We start from the raw sequence: 17,441 nt of genomic DNA on the forward strand, positions 1-17,441 counted from the left end.
GTCACTGTCCTTCCCGGTCGGATACGACCGAAGCGTATCGATTCCCACCCGTCGGACCGCCCTCGGCGGCCTGACCGCTTGTGCCGCTCACATCGCCCACCGCGGCATGACCGCCGGTGGACCCGAAGCCCCCCTCGGCCCGCGCCGAGCCGGGAAGCTCCGCCACCTCCTGGAAGCGAACCTTCTCGACCTGCTGGACGACCAGTTGGGCGATCCGGTCGAAGCGCTCGAACCGCACATCCTCGCGCGGGTCGAGATTCACCACGATCACCTTGATCTCCCCACGGTACCCGGCATCAATCGTCCCCGGGGCATTCACGAGGGCCACACCGCACCGGGCGGCGAGACCCGAACGGGGGTGCACGAAGGCCGCGTACCCGTCCGGGAGCGCGATCGACACACCCGTGGGCAGGACGGCCCGCTCTCCCGGCTTCAGCTCGCACGCCTCGGTGGTCCGCAGATCGGCCCCCGCGTCGCCGGGGTGCTCGTACGCCGGAAGCGGTACATCGGGGTCGACGCGGCGGATGAGGACGTCGATCGGGCTCATGGGTTCACCTCGAAGGCGCGGGTGCGCCGGACCTGGTCCGGATCGCTCATGGCGGCCCGGATCTCCTCACCGCGGCCGTTGTCGACGAAGTGTTCGACCGGGACCTCGATGAAGAGGGCGTCGGCGCGAACGGCGACGGGGCCCTCGGGACCGTCCATGCGTCCGGTGGCGGTCGAGTAGATCTTCCGGCCGGCCACCGCCACGACCTCGGCCGCCAGGTGCAGCGTGGTGCCCACCGGCACCGGCCGTACGAAGTCGGTCTCCAGGCGTCCGGTGACGGCGATCTTCCGCAGCAGCCAGTTCAGCGAACCCAGCGTCTCGTCGAGGGCGGTGGCGAGGACTCCGCCGTGCGCGAGGCCCGGGGCGCCCTGATGGGCGGGCCGAACGGTGAACTCCGCGGTGAGGGAGACCCCGTCACCGGCCCGCGCTTCCAGCTGCAGCCCGTGCGACTGCTCATGACCGCACCCGAAACAGTGTTCGTAGTGGGCGCCGAGGAGCTCCCCGGGCGCGGGCGCATCGGGGTGCCGCACCGGTTTCCGGGCACTGGCGGGAGGCTGAAGAGCTGCGGAACTACCACTCACAGCCGCAGACCTTACCCGCGCGTCCAGTGAATCCGGACACCGTGCCAAGCTTGGCTCCATGCAGCTTTCCGCCACCCCGTACGAAGAACGCCTCACCGCCCCCCGGTCGTGGTGGTTCATCAGCTTCCTGGTCGGCGTCTCGTTCGCCCTGATACTGCTGCCCTTCGGCACTCTGCCGGCGCTGGGCGGCCTGGTCGGCGGCACGGCGGCGGCCGCCGTGGTGGCCAGTTCGTACGGCTCCCCGCGCATCCGGGTCGTGGGTGACTCGCTGATCGCGGGGGAGGCGAAGATCCCGGTGTCGGCCCTCGGCGCGTCCGAGGTGCTGGACCCCGAGGAGGCGCGCGCCTGGCGCACGTACAAGGCCGACGTCCGCGCCTTCCTGCTGCTGCGCGCCTACATCCCCAGGGCCCTGCGGGTGGAGGTCACGGACCCGGACGACCCGACGCCGTACCTGTACCTGTCGACGCGCGAGCCGGAGGCTTTGGCGGCCGCGATCGAGGCGGCCAGGACAGCGGCAAAGGCCTAGCGAACCCTTCTGGGCTTCCGCGGGGCAGCTGAGCTGCACTCGCCGCGACGGACGGCCGGTCTCGCCGCGCACCGAGGGTCGGTCCGATCGCTCCCGGACGACTGGTCCCGTCGCGTGGTCGCGTCGCGTCCGGCAGCTGACCTGATCTCGACCCCGGCGGTTGATCTGCCGATCTGCGCACTCATCTGAGCTGCTGATCTTCGCATTCGTCCGCCGCGACGGCGCTCGGCCACGGCGGCGGGATTCGGCGGTGCCGGACCCGGGTGCGCCCGGAGCGCCCCTCAGCCCCCGAAGTCCTCCGGAAGCTCCGCGATCGGCAACGGCTCCGCCGGCTTCTCCAGCGGCGGCAGCTCCGGCAGTTCCTCCCACGGCACCTGGATCTTCCTCAGGTCCGTCCGGATCCGCGCGGCCAGCTTTCTGGTGTCCCGGCGGTTCATGACCGCCCCCACCGCGGCGCCCACCATGAACGGCATCAGGTTCGGCAGGTCCCGCACCACCCGCTTCATGATCTGCTGGCGCAGCTCGCGCTTCATCTGCCCGCCGAGGGCGTTGTTGATCGTCGACGGTCTCATCACGTCGATCCCGCGCTCCCCCGACCAGGAGGACAGGTACGCGGTACTGCGGGCCTTCAGGCTCCCCGGCGGCCGCACGCCGTACACCTCGTGCAACTCGGCGATCAGCTTCAGCTCGATCGCCGCGACCCCGGTGATCTCCGCGGCCAGCTCGGTCGGCATCGCCGGCGGCACCGGCAGCATCGCCGCGGCACCGATCCCGGCCCCGACCGCCGAGGTCGCACCCGCGGCACCCGCCACCAGCTTGTCGGCGAGCTGCTCGGGCCCGAGGCCCGGGAACTGCCGGCGCAGGGCCGCGAGGTCACGTACGGGAACACGCGGGGCGATCTCGATGATCCGGTCCGCGAGGTAGGCCAGCCCCGCTTTCGCCCGGCTGCCGCCCATACGGGCGCCTTCCCGGGCCATGTCCACGGCCTTGCCGCGGATGACCGCGGCCCGTCGCCTGGCGACGGGCGCGGGCTCGTCCGCCGGTACCGGGAGGTCACCCCGGCCGGCCGCCGGTTCGAGCGAGGCTCCCGGATCGGGCGAGCCTCGCTCGTCATCACGCGCACGTGGGCCGTCGGACGGCCCCGAGTCCGCCCCCCGCAGGGGGAAGCGGCGCTTCCGAGGTGGGGTCGAGCCAGTCATGCCCGACCCGTCCTCAGTCGCAGTCGCGGCAGATCGGCTGACCGTTCTTCTCCCGGGCCAGCTGGCTGCGGTGGTGCACCAGGAAGCAGCTCATGCAGGTGAACTCGTCCTGCTGCTTGGGCAGCACCCGGACGGCCAACTCCTCGTTCGAGAGGTCTGCGCCGGGCAGCTCCAGGCCTTCGGCGGCCTCGAACTCGTCGACGTCCACCGAGGACGTGGACTTGTCGTTCCTCCGGGCCTTCAGCTCTTCAAGGCTGTCCGAGTCGACGTCATCGTCGGTCTTGCGTGGAGTGTCGTAGTCGGTTGCCATGTCGCTCTCCCCCTCTGGGTGTCTGCGGTGTCTCCAGCGCACGTAACGCGTGAGAGGCCGGACTTGTGCCCGACCCGAGGCGGAGATTTTGCCTCACATCAAGGTCTGTTACTCAATCGACACCCAACCGGACCCCTCAAGAGCGATCAGGTTGAATGGCGATGGGGACCGTACACGGTCCACTTGAAGCACCTCAAAGGCGCCTCACCCTGTACTTCCCGTGATCAAGACCCCTGAAAACAGGGATTTTCCCGACTTTATTCCCCCGGCCATGATCACAGAGAGTAGATGGCCGGAAATCCGCCCATGTGATCGATCACACACGGGTCAGCCCGCCACGCCGCCCGAAAATTCCGCGCAAAGCGAACATCCTCCGCGAGTGTCACGATCTTGAATTCAGGTCAAATCGGCAGAGTGACCCTCATCACGAGCCCGCCGCCCTCGCGGGGCTGGGCCGCGATGTGACCGCCGTGTGCCCGCGCCACGGACCGGACGATGGACAGGCCGAGGCCGACACCCTTGTCGCTGCCCGTGCGCTCGGTACGGAGCCGTCTGAAGGGCTCGAAGAGGTTGTCGATCTCGTACGCCGGCACCACCGGTCCCGTGTTCGCGACGGAGAGTACCGCCTGGCCGTGCTGGATCTCCGTGTCGACCTCGACCCAGCCGTCCTCGGGGACGTTGTAGCGCACCGCGTTCTGCACCAGGTTCAGGGCGATCCGTTCGAGGAGCACGCCGTTGCCCTGGACGACCGCCTGCTTGCGCTGCCCCCTGATGGTCACGCCCTTGGCCTCCGCCTCGCCGTTCACCTGGTCGATGGCCTGGGAGGCCACCTCGGCCAGGTCGACCGGCTTGCGCTCGACGATCTGGTTGTCGCTGCGGGCGAGCAGCAGCAGGCCCTCCACGAGCTGCTCGCTGCGCTCGTTGGTGGCCAGCAGGGTCTTGCCGAGCTGCTGCAGCTCCGCGGACGCGTTCGGGTCCGAGAGGTGCACCTCCAGGAGCGTGCGGTTGATCGCCAGGGGCGTGCGCAGCTCGTGGGAGGCGTTGCCGACGAAGCGCTGCTGGGCGGTGAAGGCCCGCTGCAGCCGCTCCAGCATGTCGTCGAAGGTGTCCGCGAGCTCCTTGAGCTCGTCGTCCGGGCCGTCCAGCTCGATCCGGCGGGACAGGTCCGAGCCGGCCACCGCACGGGCGGTGCGGGTGATGCGGCCCAGCGGGGACAGCACCCGGCCGGCCATCGCGTAACCGAACGCGAAGGCGATCACGGCGAGGCCCAGCAGGGCCAGCAGCGAACGGCTGAGCAGGTTGTCCAGGGCCGCCTGGCGCTGGTGGTCCACGCACTGGGCGATCGCGTCGTTGAAGTCCGAGAGCGGCAGGCTGGACGTGTTGATCGTGGGGCAGCTGTCGCTGGAGACCTTGAGCCCCGAGAAGTTGACGATCTTGAACAGCGGCTGGTTGCCGGTGCTGATCGCCTGGGCGGCGAGCAGGTAGATGATCGACAGCAGCAGGATGCCGGCGATCAGGAACATGCCGCCGTACAGCAGGGTGAGCCGTATCCGGATGGTCGGCCGCAGCCACGGGAAGACCGGCTGCGGCCTCCGGGGGTCCCAGGTGGGCTTGGGCGGTGCCTGCGGAGGTGCGGGGGTGGTGGCCACGGTCATCAGATCCGGTATCCCGAGCCGGGGACGGTGACGATGACGGGAGGCTCACCGAGCTTGCGGCGCAGCGTCATCACGGTCACCCGCACGACGTTGGTGAAGGGGTCGGTGTTCTCGTCCCACGCCTTTTCGAGCAACTGTTCGGCGGAGACCACCGCGCCCTCGCTGCGCATCAGCACCTCCAGGACCGCGAACTCCTTGGGCGCGAGCTGGACCTCCTTGCCGTCGCGGAAGACCTCGCGGCGGTTCGGGTCGAGCTTGATGCCGGCGCGCTCCAGGACGGGCGGCAGGGGCACGCTGGTACGGCGGCCGAGGGCGCGCACGCGCGCGATGAGCTCACTGAAGGCGAAGGGCTTGGGAAGGTAGTCGTCGGCGCCGATCTCCAGTCCCTCCACCCGGTCGCTGACGTCTCCGGACGCGGTCAGCATCAGCACGCGCGTGGGCATGCCGAGCTCGACGATCTTGCGGCAGACGTCGTCGCCGTGCACGAGGGGGAGGTCGCGGTCGAGAACGACCACGTCGTAGTCGTTGACGCCGATGCGCTCCAGGGCGGCCGCACCGTCGTACACGACGTCGACGGCCATGGCCTCCCGGCGCAGTCCGGTGGCCACCGCATCGGCGAGCAGTTGCTCGTCCTCGACGACGAGTACGCGCACGTCGCTTGTCCTTCCTCTGTCCACCCGCGCAGCGCGAACCGGCGCACGCGGGCAGGGGTCTCCGTGGGGTGTGTGACCTCCATCCTGCCCTTTTCGGCCATAAGTCGGCAGTAAGACGGGGGAAGGACGGCCGGATCGGCGGTGCCGGGCGGGGAATGCGAGATTTTCTCTTCCGGTTGAGGTTTCCACGGAGGGGAGCGGGGGGAGGACGGCATGTACACCCCGCGATCACGCTCTGCATGTGCCGCAGCACCATGCGGTACGTACTTCGCCGCTACAGCAGAGTGGACGATGGGGGTGTCCGGCACCGTCGCCGCCCGGCAGGGCAGCGCTGGGCACCCGCGAGAGACGTGATCGCCCCTTCCCAACGGCACACCCCCGTGCCACCGACCCACGACCCAGGACGAGGGGGCGCAGCATGGACGCATTCACGACGGGACTTCTGCAGCGCATAAAGGCGACCGAGTCCGACCTCACGCGAGCTCTTGACGAGGGCGACGACTTCCTCGTCGAGGTGGAACAGGCCGAACTCGACGACCTGCGTCGTCTCGCCGCCGAACACGGTGTGGAAGTAGGCGCGACCAGCGTCTGATCCTGCACACGGACAGGGCCCCGGCGAATCCAGCGCCGGGGCCCTGTCCGTACCTGATCCCTTCCCACCGCAACAGCGTTCGATTCCAGCCGACGGCCGACGAACGAGATCTTTTTCAGGAAAGGCAGAACCACAGACCGACGGACCACAGACCGGCGAACGGCAGGCGGCAGGGCTCGCCGCTCTGTCCCACTGCTCGCCGTCGATCTCTCGCGCCGCTCTGTCCCGCTCCCCGCTTCCGATCCTCTCCCCGCCGCCACGGCGCCCGGCCGAGACGGCGCCGTCCGGCGGTGCGCAGCCGCACCAGCCACCAGCACCCCAGCACGCCGCCGCCGACGTTCTGCCCCGCCGCGACGGCGGTCTGCCACGACGGCGGTCTCCGGCGGTGCCGTGCCCGCTCAGCCCCCGCGTGCGGCCCTTCCTCAGTCGTGCCACGCTCCGAAGTCCTCCAGCAGGCGCTGGAGGGGCTCGAAGACGCCGGGTGTGCCGGCGATCGTCAGGTCGCGGGACGGGCGCTCTCCGGGGCGGCCACCCGTGCGTGCGCCGGCCTCGCGGGCGATCAGGTCCCCCGCTCCCCAGTCCCACGCGTTCAGCCCGCGCTCGTAGTACCCGTCCAGCCGGCCGCAGGCCACGTCGCACAGGTCGATCGCCGCCGACCCGCTGCGCCGGATGTCGCGGAGCAGCGGGATCAGCCGGGCGGCGACCCCGGCCTGATGGGTGCGGACCGCGGTGACGTAGTTGAAGCCCGTGGAGACCAGCGCCTGGTCCAGCGGCGGCGCCGGCCGGCAGGTCAGCTCCCGCTCGCCCGCCCATGCCCCGGTCGCCCAGGCACCGCCGCCGCGCACCGCGTGGTACGTCTCGCCGCGCATCGGGGCCGCCACGACGCCGACCACGGTCTCCCCGTCCTGCTCGGCCGCGATGGAGACCGCCCAGGTCGGCAGCCCATAGAGGTAGTTGACCGTGCCGTCGAGCGGGTCGATCACCCAGCGCACCCCGCTCGTGCCCTCGGTGGACGCGCCCTCCTCGCCGAGGAAGCCGTCGTCGGGCCGCCGGGCGGAGATCACGTCGGTGATCAGCTTCTCCGCCGCGATGTCCATCTCGGTCACGACGTCGATCGGGCTGGACTTGGTCCGGGCCACGGCGAGATCGGCCGGGCGCCCGTCCCGCAGCAGCTCGCCCGCGAGGGCGGCCGCCTCCCGGGCGAGCTCCAGCAGGTCGGTGTGCAGGGTGTCGGTCACGGGGTTCCTCACGCGTAGGGGCTGTCGGCGCCCGCGGCGGCCGGGCGGGCGGCGCGGGCCGGGCAGCAGCCGACCGGGCAGAGGTTGTGGCTCGCGCCGAGCGTGCCCAGGGCGCACGGGGTGACCTCGCGCCCGCTCTCCGCCGCCGCGCGCTCCAGGACCAGGTCGCGGACCGCGGCGGCGAACCGCGGATCGTCCCCCACGGTCGCGGACCGCCGTACCGGCAGGCCCAGTTCCTCGGCCTTGGCCGTGGCCTCGGTGTCGAGGTCGTAGAGGACCTCCATGTGGTCGGAGACGAAGCCGATGGGGGCCATCACGACGGCCGGGACCCCGGCGCCGTGCAGCTCCTCCAGGTGGTCGCAGATGTCGGGCTCCAGCCACGGGATCTGCGGGGCGCCGGAGCGGGACTGGTAGACGAGCCGCCAGGGGTGGTCGATGCCGGTGCGCTCGCGGACCGCGTCGGCGATCAGCTCGGCCACGTCCAGGTGCTCCTCGACGTACGCGCCGCCCTCGCCGTGCGTCCCGACCGGCCCGGAGGTGTCGGCGGACGCGGTCGGGATGGAGTGGGTCGTGAACGCGATGTGGGCGCCCGCGCGGACGTCCTCGGGCAGATCCGCGAGCGAGGCCAGCACGCCGTCGATCATCGGGTCGAGGAAACCGGGGTGGTTGAAGTAGTGCCGCAGCTTGTCGATCTTCGGGAGTTCGAGGCCCTCGGCCTCCAGCGCGGCCAGCGAGTCCGCGAGGTTCTCGCGGTACTGGCGGCAGCCCGAGTAGGAGGCGTAGGCGCTGGTGGCGAGCACCAGGATGCGGCAGCGGCCGTCGGCGACCATCTCGCGCAGGGTGTCCGTCAGGTACGGCGCCCAGTTGCGGTTGCCCCAGTAGACCGGCAGGTCCAGGCCGTGCTCGGCGAAGTCCTTGCGCAGGGCGTCCAGCAGGGCGCGGTTCTGGTCGTTGATCGGGCTGACCCCGCCGAACAGGAAGTAGTGCTGCCCGACCTCCTTGAGGCGTTCCTTCGGGATACCGCGCCCGCGTGTCACGTTCTCCAGGAACGGGACCACGTCGTCCGGGCCTTCCGGGCCGCCGAAGGAGAGCAGGAGCAGGGCGTCGTAGGGGGTGGCATCGAGCGCGTCTGACATGTGCCGATCCTGCCACCCGGCGCTGACGGCCCGGAAACAGGAGCGTGAAGAGTCGGATTCGGGAGGTTTATCCCCAGCACCGGGCGGGTGCATTAGGTTCCCCTTACTCGTAAGCTGTATCAGCCGCACTCACGCCTTACTCAGCCGTCGGAGACCTCCGTGCCCAGCCCCTATCGCGCCCTGTTCGCCGCACCCGGCAGCAAGGGCTTCTCCGCCGCGGGCTTCGTCGGCCGGATGCCGCTGTCGATGATGGGCATCGGCGTGGTCACGATGATCTCCCAGATCAGCGGGCGGTACGGGCTCGCGGGCGCGCTCTCGGCCACCATGGCGCTGTCCGCCGCGGCGATCGGACCGCAGGTGTCCCGGCTGGTCGACCAGTACGGCCAGCGCCGCGTCCTGCGCCCCGCGACCCTGCTCGCACTGGTGGCCGCGGCCGGGCTGCTGTTCGCCGCGCACTACGGGTGGCCGGACTGGGTGCTGTTCATGTGCGCCGCCGGGATCGGCGCGGTGCCGAGCCTGGGCGCGATGATCAGGGCCCGCTGGGCCGCCGTCTACCGGGGCACCCCACAGCTGCACACCGCCTACTCGTTCGAGTCCGTCGTCGACGAGGTGTGTTTCATCTTCGGGCCGATCCTCTCCATCGGCCTGTCCACCACCTGGTTCCCGGAGGCCGGGCCGCTGCTGGCCGCCTGCTTCCTCGCCGCCGGTGTCTTCTGGCTGACCGCCCAGCGCGCCACCGAGCCCGAGCCGCACCCGCGCGACCACCACGGCAGCGGTTCGGCGCTGCGCGCACCCGGCCTCCAGGTGCTGGTGGCGACCTTCGTGGCCACCGGGGCGATCTTCGGGGCGGTGGACGTGGTGACGGTCGCCTTCGCCGACGAACGCGGCCACAAGGGTGCTTCCAGCGTCGTCCTGGCCCTGTACGCGGCGGGCTCCTGCCTGGCCGGGGTGATCTTCGGCCTGATGCGGTTCGCGGGGAAGCCGGAACGCAGGTGGCTGCTGGGCATATGTGCGATGGCCGTGAGTATGATCCCCCTCCTACTGGTCGGAAACTTGCCGCTTCTGGCCGTGGCACTGTTCGTTGCGGGCCTGTCCATCGCGCCGACGATGATCACGACGATGTCCCTCATCGAAGAGCACGTACCTCGCGCGAAGCTCACCGAGGGCATGACCTGGGTGAGCACCGGCCTCGCGGTCGGGGTGGCGCTCGGCTCCTCGGTCGCCGGCTGGGTGATCGACGCGGCCGGCGCCCGTGCCGGGTACGGGGTTCCGGCCGTGTCCGGGGCTGTCGCGGTCGCGGTCGGTTTCCTCGGGTACCGCCGGCTCAACAGGCCGGTCACGCGTCGGGGAGGCACCGTTGAGCAGCACAGCGAGCGGGAAGAGCGGCACGTGGCGTAACTGGGGAGGGAACGTCACCGTCCGCCCCGCACGGGAGGTCACGCCCGCCTCCGTGGACGAGCTGGCTGCGGCCGTACGGCAGGCGGCGGAGGACGGCCTGAAGGTGAAGGCGGTCGGCAGCGGCCACTCCTTCACCGCGATCGCCGCGACCGACGGCGTCTCGATCCGCCCTCAACTGTTGACGGGCATACGCAACATCGACCGTAAAGCCATGACCGTCACGGTCGAGGCCGGCACCCCGCTCAAGAGACTCAACATCGCCCTGGCCCGCGAGGGCCTGTCGCTGACCAACATGGGCGACATCATGGAGCAGACGGTCTCCGGGGCCACCAGCACGGGTACGCACGGCACCGGCCGTGAGTCCGCCTCGCTCGCCGCCCAGATCACCGCGCTCGAACTGGTCACCGCGGACGGCTCGGTGCTCTCCTGCTCGGAGAAGGAGAACCCCGAGGTCTTCGCGGCGGCGCGGGTCGGTCTCGGCGCCCTCGGGATCGTCACCGCGATCACCTTCGCCGTGGAGCCGGTCTTCCTGCTCGCCGCACGCGAGGAGCCGATGCCGCTCGACCGGGTGCTCGCCGAGTTCGATCAACTCCGGGCCGAGAACGAACACTTCGAGTTCTACTGGTTCCCGCACACCGACAACACCAACACCAAGCGCAACAACCGCAGCGCGGGGCCGCCCCAGCCGGTCGGGCAGCTGGCAGGCTGGTTCGAGGACGAGTTCCTCTCCAACGGGGTTTTCCACGCGGCCCAGTTGGTCGGCCGCGCGATGCCGGGCGCCGTGCCGGCGATCGCCCGGATCTCCAGCACGGCACTGTCCGCGCGGGCTTACACGGACATTCCCTACAAGGTCTTCACATCCCCGCGCCGGGTGCCCTTCGTGGAGATGGAGTACGCCGTCCCGCGTGAGGCGCTGGTGGACACGCTGCGGGAACTGAAGGCGATGGTCGACCGTTCCGGTCTCAGGATCAACTTCCCGGTCGAGGTCCGCACCGCCCCCGCCGACGACATCGCCCTGTCCACCGCCTCCGCCCGGGACAGCGCCTATGTGGCCGTGCACATGTTCCGGGGTACGCCCTACCAGGCGTACTTCACCGCCGCCGAGCGCATCTTCACCGCGCACGAGGGCCGCCCGCACTGGGGCAAGGTGCACACCCGGGACGCGGACTACTTCGCCGAGGTCTACCCGCGCTTCGGCGAGTTCACGGCGCTGCGGGACCGGCTGGACCCGAACCGGCTGTTCCAGAACGACTACTTGCGGAGGGTTCTGGGCCAGTAGCCGCGGATCGTCCCCTACTTGTTCGACCGGCCGCGCAAGAAGGGGACGTACGCACGAAACCATTAGTTCCGTTTCTGGTGATTGCGTGAAGTGCGCCACGTTCAAGATCGGTCGGCATGGGCAAAGCGCGGCCGGGGAAAGGTTGTTGCCAGAAGTTGGGCGGCGCGCCAATCCACGCACGTGGCCCGAATGGAGTACTGTTTCGAGCCCTGGGTCCGGTCTCCCGCCAGGGCGTCCGGGGCCTTGCAGGACCGCCGGGAGGGGGCTAGTTGCACAGGGTGACAGAGTTGGTCACTTAGCGTTGCGAATAGGTAACCGTGCCATAACGGCGTTCCAGGGCCCGTGCCCGACACGCCGGGCAACTCGGCAAGGTTGTGGCAGGCTGCACCCGGGCAGGCCACACTCGACTAGCGGAAGCAGCGACGCACGTGACGTCGGCAGGCACCACCCGGGAGGTCCCCATGCCCGAACTGCGTGTCGTGGCCGTCTCCAATGACGGCACACGGCTGGTGCTCAAGGCTGCCGACTCAACGGAGTACACCCTTCCGATCGACGAACGGCTCCGTGCCGCCGTGCGCGGCGACCGGCCCCGGCTCGGACAGATCGAGATCGAGGTCGAGAGCCATCTCCGGCCCCGGGACATCCAGGCGCGGATACGGGCGGGCGCGACCGCGGAAGAGGTCGCCCAGCTCGCCGGGATCCCCGTCGACAGGGTGCGGCGCTTCGAGGGTCCGGTACTGGCCGAGCGCGCCTTCATGGCCGAGCGGGCCCGCAAGACGCCCGTCCGCCGGCCCGGCGAGAACTCCGGTCCGCTGCTCGGCGAGGCCGTACAGGAGCGGCTGGTGCTGCGTGGTGCCGAGAAGGACACCGTGCAGTGGGACTCCTGGCGCCGCGACGACGGCACCTGGGAGGTCCTCCTCGTCTACCGGGTCGCGGGCGAACCGCACTCGGCGAGCTGGACCTACGACCCGCCCCGACGGCTGGTCCAGGCGGTCGACGACGAGGCCCGCTCCCTGATCGGCGAGTCCGACGACCTCGCCGTACCGGAGCCGAGCTTTCCGTTCGTGCCGCGCATCGCGCGGCTGCCGCGCGACCGCCCGCTCGACCGCTCCGCCGACCGGGACCGCGAGCGGCCGAGCCTGCCCGCGCAGTCGTCGGAACCTGCCGAGGAGAGCATCGCCGAACGGGACTCGCTGACCAGCCTGCTGGAGGCGGTGCCGAGTTTCCGGGGCGACATGGTGGTCCCGGAGCGCCCGGTGGAGCCCCAGGAGGAGCCCGTCGACGAACCGGTGACGGAGGAGCCTCCGGCTCCGGCGGCTTCCGCGGGCTCCGCCTACGCGGACGTCCTCATGCCCCGCTCCGTCGGCAGCCATCGCGACCGGCTGATCGGCGCCACCGACCGCCAGGCCGAGGCCGACGGTGTCCGCCCCGGCCGCCGGGCCGCCGTGCCGAGCTGGGACGAGATCGTCTTCGGTACGCGGCGCAAGAAGCAGGACTAAGAACGGGTCGTACGGCCGTACGACCCGTTCAAGGAATCCATACGGAAGAGGGGCACGCGTGCGTGCCCCTCTTCCGGCTGCCGTCCGGGGGCCGTTACTGCGGGTCCGGGCCGACCGCGACCGGGCGGGACGGGTCGGAGGACCACTCCGACCACGAACCCACGTACAGCGCCGCCGGGATGCCCGCGACGGCCAGCGCCAGCACCTCGTGGGCGGCCGAGACACCGGAGCCGCAGTACACGCCCACCGGGGCCTCCTCCGAGGCGCCCAGGCCCTTGAAGCGGTCGTGGAGTTCGGAGGCGGGCAGGAAGCGGCCGTCCGGACCGACGTTCTCGGTGGTCGGCGCCGACACCGCACCCGGGATATGGCCGCCGACCCGGTCGATCGGCTCCACATCACCCCGGTACCGTTCCCCCGCACGGGCGTCGAGCAGCACACCCGAGCGGGCGAGCGCGGCCGCCCCGTCCGCGTCCAGCAACTGCTCCGCACCCGGCACCGGTTCGAAGTCACCCTCGGCGGGCTCGGTCACGTCAGTCGAAAGAGCGCCCTCCCAGGTCGGCAACCCGCCGTCGAGGACCCGCACGTCCGGGTGACCCGTCCAGCGCAGCAGCCACCAGGCGCGTGCGGCCGCCCAGCCCTGTCCGCCGTCGTACACGACGACCGGCCGGCCCGCAGACACGCCCGCACGGCGCATCGCCGCACCGAAGACGGCCAGGTCGGGCAGCGGATGGCGGCCGCGCGCGCCGGGCGCCGAGGCCAGTTCCTGGTCCAGGTCCACATAGACGGCGCCGGGCAGATGCCCGGCCGAGTACACGGCCCGGCCGTCGAAGGCCGGCGTGCCGGGCGGGGTCAACGTCAACTGCCAGCGGACGTCCAGCAGGACGGGCGGGTTCGGCCCGCTCAGGTCTTCGGCGAGTTCGGTTGCGGTGATGATGGCTTCCATGGCCCCATCCTTACGCCAGGGGTGGCCGCATCGTCCAGGTACGACTACTCTGCTCGGCCGGACAGCCTCGATCACCGGGCGTACGGGATCGGGCACATGCTGTACGGCTGATGGACACCCGACGGCAATCGACCGGGAACGGGCGAGAAGCGGCAGACCAGGCATCCTCGCGGCGAAGCCGCCCCCACAGTCGTGGACAACATTCGCCACGCAGGGTGCGAGCATCGGCACGGGGCGTGTCCGCGACTGCGGCACAACCGGTCCGGGCAGCGGAAGCGACACGGCCACCGCGAGGGGCCGAGGAGAGAGTGACGATGACCGAGGTACGGGGATCGGCGGGCGCGAACGGCGGCACGCACGCTCGGCGCGCGCCCGGCACCCCCTGCTGGGTGAGCCTGATGGTGCACGGCTTGACCGCGACCGAGGAGTTCTACGGAGCGTTGTTCGGCTGGGAGTTCGAGCCCGGGCCCCACCAGCTCGGCCCCTATGTCCGGGCGCTGCTCGACGGGCGGGAGGTCGCGGGCGTCGGACAGCTGCCGCCGGACCTCCATCTGCCGATCGCCTGGACCCCGTACTTCGCCTCGGACGACGTGGACCTGACGGCCGAGACGGCCCGGCTGTGCGGCGGCACGGTGGGCGTCGGCCCGCTGGACGCGGCCGAGGCGGGGCGGCTCGCCATCGGCTCCGACCCCTCGGGCGCGGTGTTCGGCATCTGCCAGGCCTCGGCCCACCTCGGCCCGGCGGTCACCGGCGTCCCCGGCTCCCCCGCCTGGAACGAGCTGCTGACCTTCGAGACCACGACCGTCGCCAAGTTCTACGAGACGGTGTTCGGTTACGCGGAGGAGCCGTTGGTCTCCGCCGACTTCGACTACGTGACCCTGCACGTCGAAGGCCGCCCGGTGGCCGGCATCCACGGCGTCGGCCTCTCACTGCCCCGGGACCGGGGGCCGCACTGGCTGACTTACTTCGAGGTGGCCGACACGGACGCGACCCTGCGCAAGGTCGCCGAACTCGGCGGGCAGGTGCTGAAGCCGACCCGGGACAGCACGCACGGACGGGTCGCGACGGTGGCGGACCCGGAGGGCGCGGTCTTCTCGGTCGTCGAGAGCCCACGGTGAGCCGTCAGCCGCGGCTGCTTCGGCGTGGGACGGTGCGGACGCCGCCGTCCCATGCCTCGTCGGCGGCCACCAGGACGGATTCGAAATAGCGCCCGGCCTCGCCATCCGGGCCCATGGGCAGGACACTCCTCCAGAAGCCGATGAAGACGTCAGGTGCCGTTACGTTCAGGCCGTCGTCCTCGATCTCAAGCCGATGATTCTGGCAACTGGGCTGACCCGGACGCCTCCGCCCTGTCGTGTCGGACCGGGCGGAGGCGTGCCGGACGGGCTTATGTGACCGGCAGTACGTCGGGGGACAGCGCCGCCGCCCGGGCCGTCGCGCTCGTCATGCGCTTGCGGTGGTGGCGTCGGCACAGCACCTCGTAGCCGACCTTCCCGACCGAACCGTTGACGTCACCCACGACCACCTGGGCGCCCTCGACGACCATCTCGCCGCCGACCGTACGGGCGTTGTGCGTGGCGCGGGCGCCGCACCAGCACAGGGCCTCCACCTGGAGCACCTCGACCCGGTCGGCCAGCTCCACCAGCCGTTGGGAGCCGGGGAACAGCTTGGAGCGGAAGTCGGTGGTGATGCCGAACGCGTACACGTCCATGCCCAGGTCGTCGACCACGCGCGCGAGCTGGTCGATCTGCTCCGGCGCCAGGAACTGCGCCTCGTCGGCGATGACGTAGTCGGCGCGGCCGCCCTGGGAGAGATGGTCGACCAGGTAGGCGTACAGGTCCTGGCCGTCCTCGACCTCGACCGCGTCCGTGACCAGGCCGAGGCGGGAGGAGAGCTTGCCGTGGCCCGCGCGGTCGTCGCGGCTGAAGATCATGCCGACGAGACCGCGGGCCGACCGGTTGTGCTCGATCTGCAGAGCCAGGGTCGACTTCCCGCAGTCCATCGTTCCGGAGAAGAACACCAGCTCGGGCATGAGGAGTTGAGCACCTTTCGGCGAGTCGTCGGGAGGGGGAGGCGTCAGGAGCGTACTTCGAGCAGGGGTACGAGCTGCTCGGTGGGGGTCATCGAGCCGTGGTTGCCGACCATCGTCGACTCCTTGGGCTCCCGCTCGGAGGCGATGATCAGCACGTCGTCGTACGCGGCCGCGACCACGTCACCGATCCGGTCGTACACCCGCCCCTCGAACCGGTCCGGCGGGCCGAACCAGCCCGCGGCGATCGCCTCGTCCCGCGAGGCCACCCAGAACTGCTCGCCGAGCACCTCGCGCCAGCAGGTCAGCACGTCGTTCCCGGCGCCCGGCACCGCGTACACATGGCGGGCCCGGCCCTCGCCGCCGAGCAGGGCGACCCCGGCCCGCAGCTCCCAGTCCTCGTCGAAGTCGATGCGGTGCTGCTCGTCGAACGGGATGTCGACCATGCCGTGGTCGGCGGTGACATACAGCGCGCTGCGCGGCGGCAGCTGCTCGGCGAGCCGCTGGACGAGCCGGTCGACGTGCATGAGCTGGCCGCGCCAGGTGTCGGAGTCCACGCCGTAGCGATGCCCGGCGCCGTCCAGCTCGGCATAGTACGTGTACACCAGGGAACGGTCGGCGGCGGCCAGTTGCTCCGCCGCGAGGTCCATGCGCTCCTCGCCCGTCAACCGCCCGTGGAACGTTCCGCCGCTGAGCGCGACCTTGGTGAGCGGGGTGTGCTCGAAGTGCGGGGAGGACACCTGGGCGGCGTGCACCCCCGCGTCCTGGGCGAGCTGGAAGACGGTGGGGTACGGCTGCCAGGCGGCCGGGTCGGACCACGGCTGCCAGCGCAGCTGGTTCATCAGCTCGCCGGTGGCCGGGTTGCGGACGGTGTACCCGGGCAGGCCGTGCGCGCCCGGCGGCAGGCCGGTGCCGACGGAGGCGAGCGAGGTCGCGGTGGTCGCCGGGTAGCCGGCGGTGATCGGCCGTCCCGTGCCGCCGCGCGAGCTGCCGAGCAGCGCGGTGAGGTAGGGCGCCTCGTCCGGGTGGGCCTTGAGCTGCTCCCAGCCGAGGCCGTCGATCAGGAAGACGCAGTTGCGGTCGGCGGGCGTCAGTTCCGTGATCGACGCGGTCATTCCGGGTACGGCCATGCCGGCGGCCAGGGTGGGCAGCAGGTCGGCGAGGGAGCCGCTGCCGTACTCGGGGAGCGGCGCGGAGGCGAGGGTGAGGGGTTCCGGGTGGTCCCAGGCGGCGTACGCCATCAGCGCGTGACGTCCGCGGTCGCCTCAGAGATGGCCTGGGCGAAGGCGAGCGCCTGGCGCACCGTCTCCGGGCCGTCCCCGGCCTCGCTGACGCGCAGGCTGAGGTCGTCCGCCGTCGAGTTGCCCGTGTAGCCGTGGTCGGCCTCGCAGTTGGGGTCGCCGCAGGCGGCGGGCTCCAGGTCGATCCGGGAGACGGCGCCCCAGCCGATGGTCAGCACGATCTCGCGGGGCAGGGTGCCCGGCGTGTACTGCTCCGGGTTGGCGACGACCCGGCTCACCACGACGGACGAGATCCGGCCGAGCTTGACCGACTCCGTCGAGGTGGTGGCGTACGGCGTCGGGGAGGTGGTGTCGGCGGCCTGCTCGTCGGTGTGGCTGACGATGAAGCGGTTGCCGGTGAGGACCAGCACGGTCACATGCCGCCGGACCTCGTTCTGGTCGAACGTCGTCTCCTGGTGGACCAGGTACGACCGGATCGGCTCACCGCCCACGGCAGCCTCCACCGCCTCGGCCACGAGGGCCGGGTAGTAGCCGCTGCGCTCGATCGCGACGCGCAGCCCCTGGGTCGTCGTACTGGTCTTGGCCATGGCGTCCATCCTAATCCGTGGGCAGGGG

Annotated in this window: 18 protein-coding genes; 6 read left to right on the top strand and 12 right to left on the bottom strand. The window is 71.1% G+C overall.

What is annotated here, in order from left to right:
- Position 1: 1 nt before the first annotated feature.
- Both dut and ACIRR9_RS34250 read right to left on the bottom strand, forming a co-directional pair.
- Entirely contained in the window at positions 2 to 547 is a 546-nt protein-coding gene (dut, locus tag ACIRR9_RS34245) for a dUTP diphosphatase (protein WP_316780677.1), read from the bottom strand.
- On the bottom strand, positions 544 to 1,128 hold the full coding sequence (locus ACIRR9_RS34250) for a PaaI family thioesterase (RefSeq protein WP_123973528.1): 585 nt from the start codon (positions 1,126 to 1,128) through the stop codon (positions 544 to 546). The genes dut and ACIRR9_RS34250 overlap by 4 nt, the downstream gene beginning before the upstream one ends.
- 58 nt (positions 1,129 to 1,186) lie before the next feature.
- Between ACIRR9_RS34250 and ACIRR9_RS34255 the strand changes: the two genes are divergently transcribed.
- Positions 1,187 to 1,654: a DUF3093 domain-containing protein gene (locus ACIRR9_RS34255; protein WP_123973529.1), complete on the top strand. Its 468-nt coding sequence runs from the start codon at positions 1,187 to 1,189 to the stop codon at positions 1,652 to 1,654.
- Positions 1,655 to 1,935: 281 nt separating this feature from the next.
- On the opposite strand, the gene ACIRR9_RS34260 is transcribed toward ACIRR9_RS34255, so the two are convergent.
- The 4 genes from ACIRR9_RS34260 to ACIRR9_RS34275 all read right to left on the bottom strand — a co-directional run bounded on the left by ACIRR9_RS34260 (position 1,936) and on the right by ACIRR9_RS34275 (position 5,471).
- Positions 1,936 to 2,853 carry a hypothetical protein gene (locus tag ACIRR9_RS34260; RefSeq protein ID WP_403759977.1) on the bottom strand — a complete coding sequence of 306 codons (918 nt, stop codon included), beginning with the start codon at positions 2,851 to 2,853 and terminating at the stop codon, positions 1,936 to 1,938.
- A gap of 13 nt (positions 2,854 to 2,866) precedes the next feature.
- On the bottom strand, positions 2,867 to 3,163 hold the full coding sequence (locus ACIRR9_RS34265) for a DUF4193 domain-containing protein (protein ID WP_003997302.1): 297 nt from the start codon (positions 3,161 to 3,163) through the stop codon (positions 2,867 to 2,869).
- A gap of 401 nt (positions 3,164 to 3,564) precedes the next feature.
- The gene (locus ACIRR9_RS34270; RefSeq protein WP_365352684.1) at positions 3,565 to 4,812 is read right to left on the bottom strand and encodes a HAMP domain-containing sensor histidine kinase; all 1,248 of its coding nucleotides are present in this window, start codon (positions 4,810 to 4,812) and stop codon (positions 3,565 to 3,567) included.
- Between the two features lie 5 nt (positions 4,813 to 4,817).
- Positions 4,818 to 5,471, bottom strand: coding sequence for a response regulator transcription factor (locus ACIRR9_RS34275; RefSeq protein WP_003993508.1), 654 nt, complete (start codon positions 5,469 to 5,471; stop codon positions 4,818 to 4,820).
- 418 nt (positions 5,472 to 5,889) lie between these two features.
- Between ACIRR9_RS34275 and ACIRR9_RS34280 the strand changes: the two genes are divergently transcribed.
- Positions 5,890 to 6,063 carry a hypothetical protein gene (locus ACIRR9_RS34280; RefSeq protein ID WP_185149105.1) on the top strand — a complete coding sequence of 58 codons (174 nt, stop codon included), beginning with the start codon at positions 5,890 to 5,892 and terminating at the stop codon, positions 6,061 to 6,063.
- Between the two features lie 422 nt (positions 6,064 to 6,485).
- On the opposite strand, the gene ACIRR9_RS34285 is transcribed toward ACIRR9_RS34280, so the two are convergent.
- On the bottom strand, positions 6,486 to 7,301 hold the full coding sequence (locus ACIRR9_RS34285; protein ID WP_403759981.1) for an inositol monophosphatase family protein: 816 nt from the start codon (positions 7,299 to 7,301) through the stop codon (positions 6,486 to 6,488).
- An 8-nt stretch (positions 7,302 to 7,309) separates the two neighbouring features.
- Positions 7,310 to 8,437: a ferrochelatase gene (locus tag ACIRR9_RS34290; protein ID WP_403759984.1), complete on the bottom strand. Its 1,128-nt coding sequence runs from the start codon at positions 8,435 to 8,437 to the stop codon at positions 7,310 to 7,312.
- A gap of 159 nt (positions 8,438 to 8,596) precedes the next feature.
- Here ACIRR9_RS34290 and ACIRR9_RS34295 point away from each other — a divergent pair, with 159 nt between their 5' ends.
- The 3 genes from ACIRR9_RS34295 (at position 8,597) to sepH (ending at position 12,613) form a co-directional block, all read left to right on the top strand.
- Positions 8,597 to 9,835, top strand: coding sequence for an MFS transporter (locus ACIRR9_RS34295; protein ID WP_403759987.1), 1,239 nt, complete (start codon positions 8,597 to 8,599; stop codon positions 9,833 to 9,835).
- Complete coding sequence (locus ACIRR9_RS34300; RefSeq protein WP_403759989.1) at positions 9,795 to 11,114, top strand: D-arabinono-1,4-lactone oxidase; 1,320 nt, start codon at positions 9,795 to 9,797, stop codon at positions 11,112 to 11,114. The genes ACIRR9_RS34295 and ACIRR9_RS34300 overlap by 41 nt, the downstream gene beginning before the upstream one ends.
- A 461-nt stretch (positions 11,115 to 11,575) precedes the next feature.
- Entirely contained in the window at positions 11,576 to 12,613 is a 1,038-nt protein-coding gene (sepH, locus tag ACIRR9_RS34305; protein ID WP_403759992.1) for a septation protein SepH, read from the top strand.
- Positions 12,614 to 12,707: 94 nt separating this feature from the next.
- Here the strand turns inward: sepH and ACIRR9_RS34310 are convergent, their stop codons facing one another.
- The gene (locus ACIRR9_RS34310) at positions 12,708 to 13,556 is read right to left on the bottom strand and encodes a sulfurtransferase (protein WP_403759995.1); all 849 of its coding nucleotides are present in this window, start codon (positions 13,554 to 13,556) and stop codon (positions 12,708 to 12,710) included.
- A gap of 314 nt (positions 13,557 to 13,870) precedes the next feature.
- On the opposite strand from ACIRR9_RS34310, the gene ACIRR9_RS34315 reads away from it, so the two are divergent.
- Complete coding sequence (locus ACIRR9_RS34315; protein ID WP_403759998.1) at positions 13,871 to 14,674, top strand: VOC family protein; 804 nt, start codon at positions 13,871 to 13,873, stop codon at positions 14,672 to 14,674.
- Between the two features lie 269 nt (positions 14,675 to 14,943).
- On the opposite strand, the gene ACIRR9_RS34320 is transcribed toward ACIRR9_RS34315, so the two are convergent.
- Genes ACIRR9_RS34320 through ACIRR9_RS34330 form a run of 3 tightly spaced genes read right to left on the bottom strand, consistent with a single transcriptional unit; the run spans position 14,944 to position 17,413 of the window.
- Complete coding sequence (locus ACIRR9_RS34320; protein WP_123973538.1) at positions 14,944 to 15,588, bottom strand: thymidine kinase; 645 nt, start codon at positions 15,586 to 15,588, stop codon at positions 14,944 to 14,946.
- Between the two features lie 44 nt (positions 15,589 to 15,632).
- A complete protein-coding gene (locus tag ACIRR9_RS34325) occupies positions 15,633 to 16,826 on the bottom strand; it encodes an alkaline phosphatase family protein (protein ID WP_384558104.1) in 1,194 nt (397 codons plus the stop codon).
- A complete protein-coding gene (locus ACIRR9_RS34330; RefSeq protein ID WP_365348259.1) occupies positions 16,826 to 17,413 on the bottom strand; it encodes a DUF5998 family protein in 588 nt (195 codons plus the stop codon). The genes ACIRR9_RS34325 and ACIRR9_RS34330 overlap by 1 nt, the downstream gene beginning before the upstream one ends.
- Positions 17,414 to 17,441 lie beyond the last annotated feature (28 nt).

The sequence above is a fragment of the Streptomyces sp. NPDC101234 genome, assembly GCF_044767525.1.
GTDB lineage: Bacteria > Actinomycetota > Actinomycetes > Streptomycetales > Streptomycetaceae > Streptomyces > Streptomyces sasae.

What these genes read in the sequence shown, in the direction of transcription:
- ACIRR9_RS34315 (WP_403759998.1), top strand. Translation starts at nt 13,871, where the DNA reads ATGACCGAGGTACGGGGATCGGCGGGCGCGAACGGCGGCACGCACGCT.
- ACIRR9_RS34290 (WP_403759984.1), bottom strand. Translation starts at nt 8,437, where the DNA reads ATGTCAGACGCGCTCGATGCCACCCCCTACGACGCCCTGCTCCTGCTC.
- ACIRR9_RS34265 (WP_003997302.1), bottom strand. Translation starts at nt 3,163, where the DNA reads ATGGCAACCGACTACGACACTCCACGCAAGACCGACGATGACGTCGAC.
- ACIRR9_RS34325 (WP_384558104.1), bottom strand. Translation starts at nt 16,826, where the DNA reads ATGGCGTACGCCGCCTGGGACCACCCGGAACCCCTCACCCTCGCCTCC.
- ACIRR9_RS34330 (WP_365348259.1), bottom strand. Translation starts at nt 17,413, where the DNA reads ATGGCCAAGACCAGTACGACGACCCAGGGGCTGCGCGTCGCGATCGAG.
- ACIRR9_RS34255 (WP_123973529.1), top strand. Translation starts at nt 1,187, where the DNA reads ATGCAGCTTTCCGCCACCCCGTACGAAGAACGCCTCACCGCCCCCCGG.
- ACIRR9_RS34310 (WP_403759995.1), bottom strand. Translation starts at nt 13,556, where the DNA reads ATGGAAGCCATCATCACCGCAACCGAACTCGCCGAAGACCTGAGCGGG.
- ACIRR9_RS34320 (WP_123973538.1), bottom strand. Translation starts at nt 15,588, where the DNA reads ATGCCCGAGCTGGTGTTCTTCTCCGGAACGATGGACTGCGGGAAGTCG.
- ACIRR9_RS34280 (WP_185149105.1), top strand. Translation starts at nt 5,890, where the DNA reads ATGGACGCATTCACGACGGGACTTCTGCAGCGCATAAAGGCGACCGAG.
- dut (WP_316780677.1), bottom strand. Translation starts at nt 547, where the DNA reads ATGAGCCCGATCGACGTCCTCATCCGCCGCGTCGACCCCGATGTACCG.
- ACIRR9_RS34260 (WP_403759977.1), bottom strand. Translation starts at nt 2,853, where the DNA reads ATGACTGGCTCGACCCCACCTCGGAAGCGCCGCTTCCCCCTGCGGGGG.
- sepH (WP_403759992.1), top strand. Translation starts at nt 11,576, where the DNA reads ATGCCCGAACTGCGTGTCGTGGCCGTCTCCAATGACGGCACACGGCTG.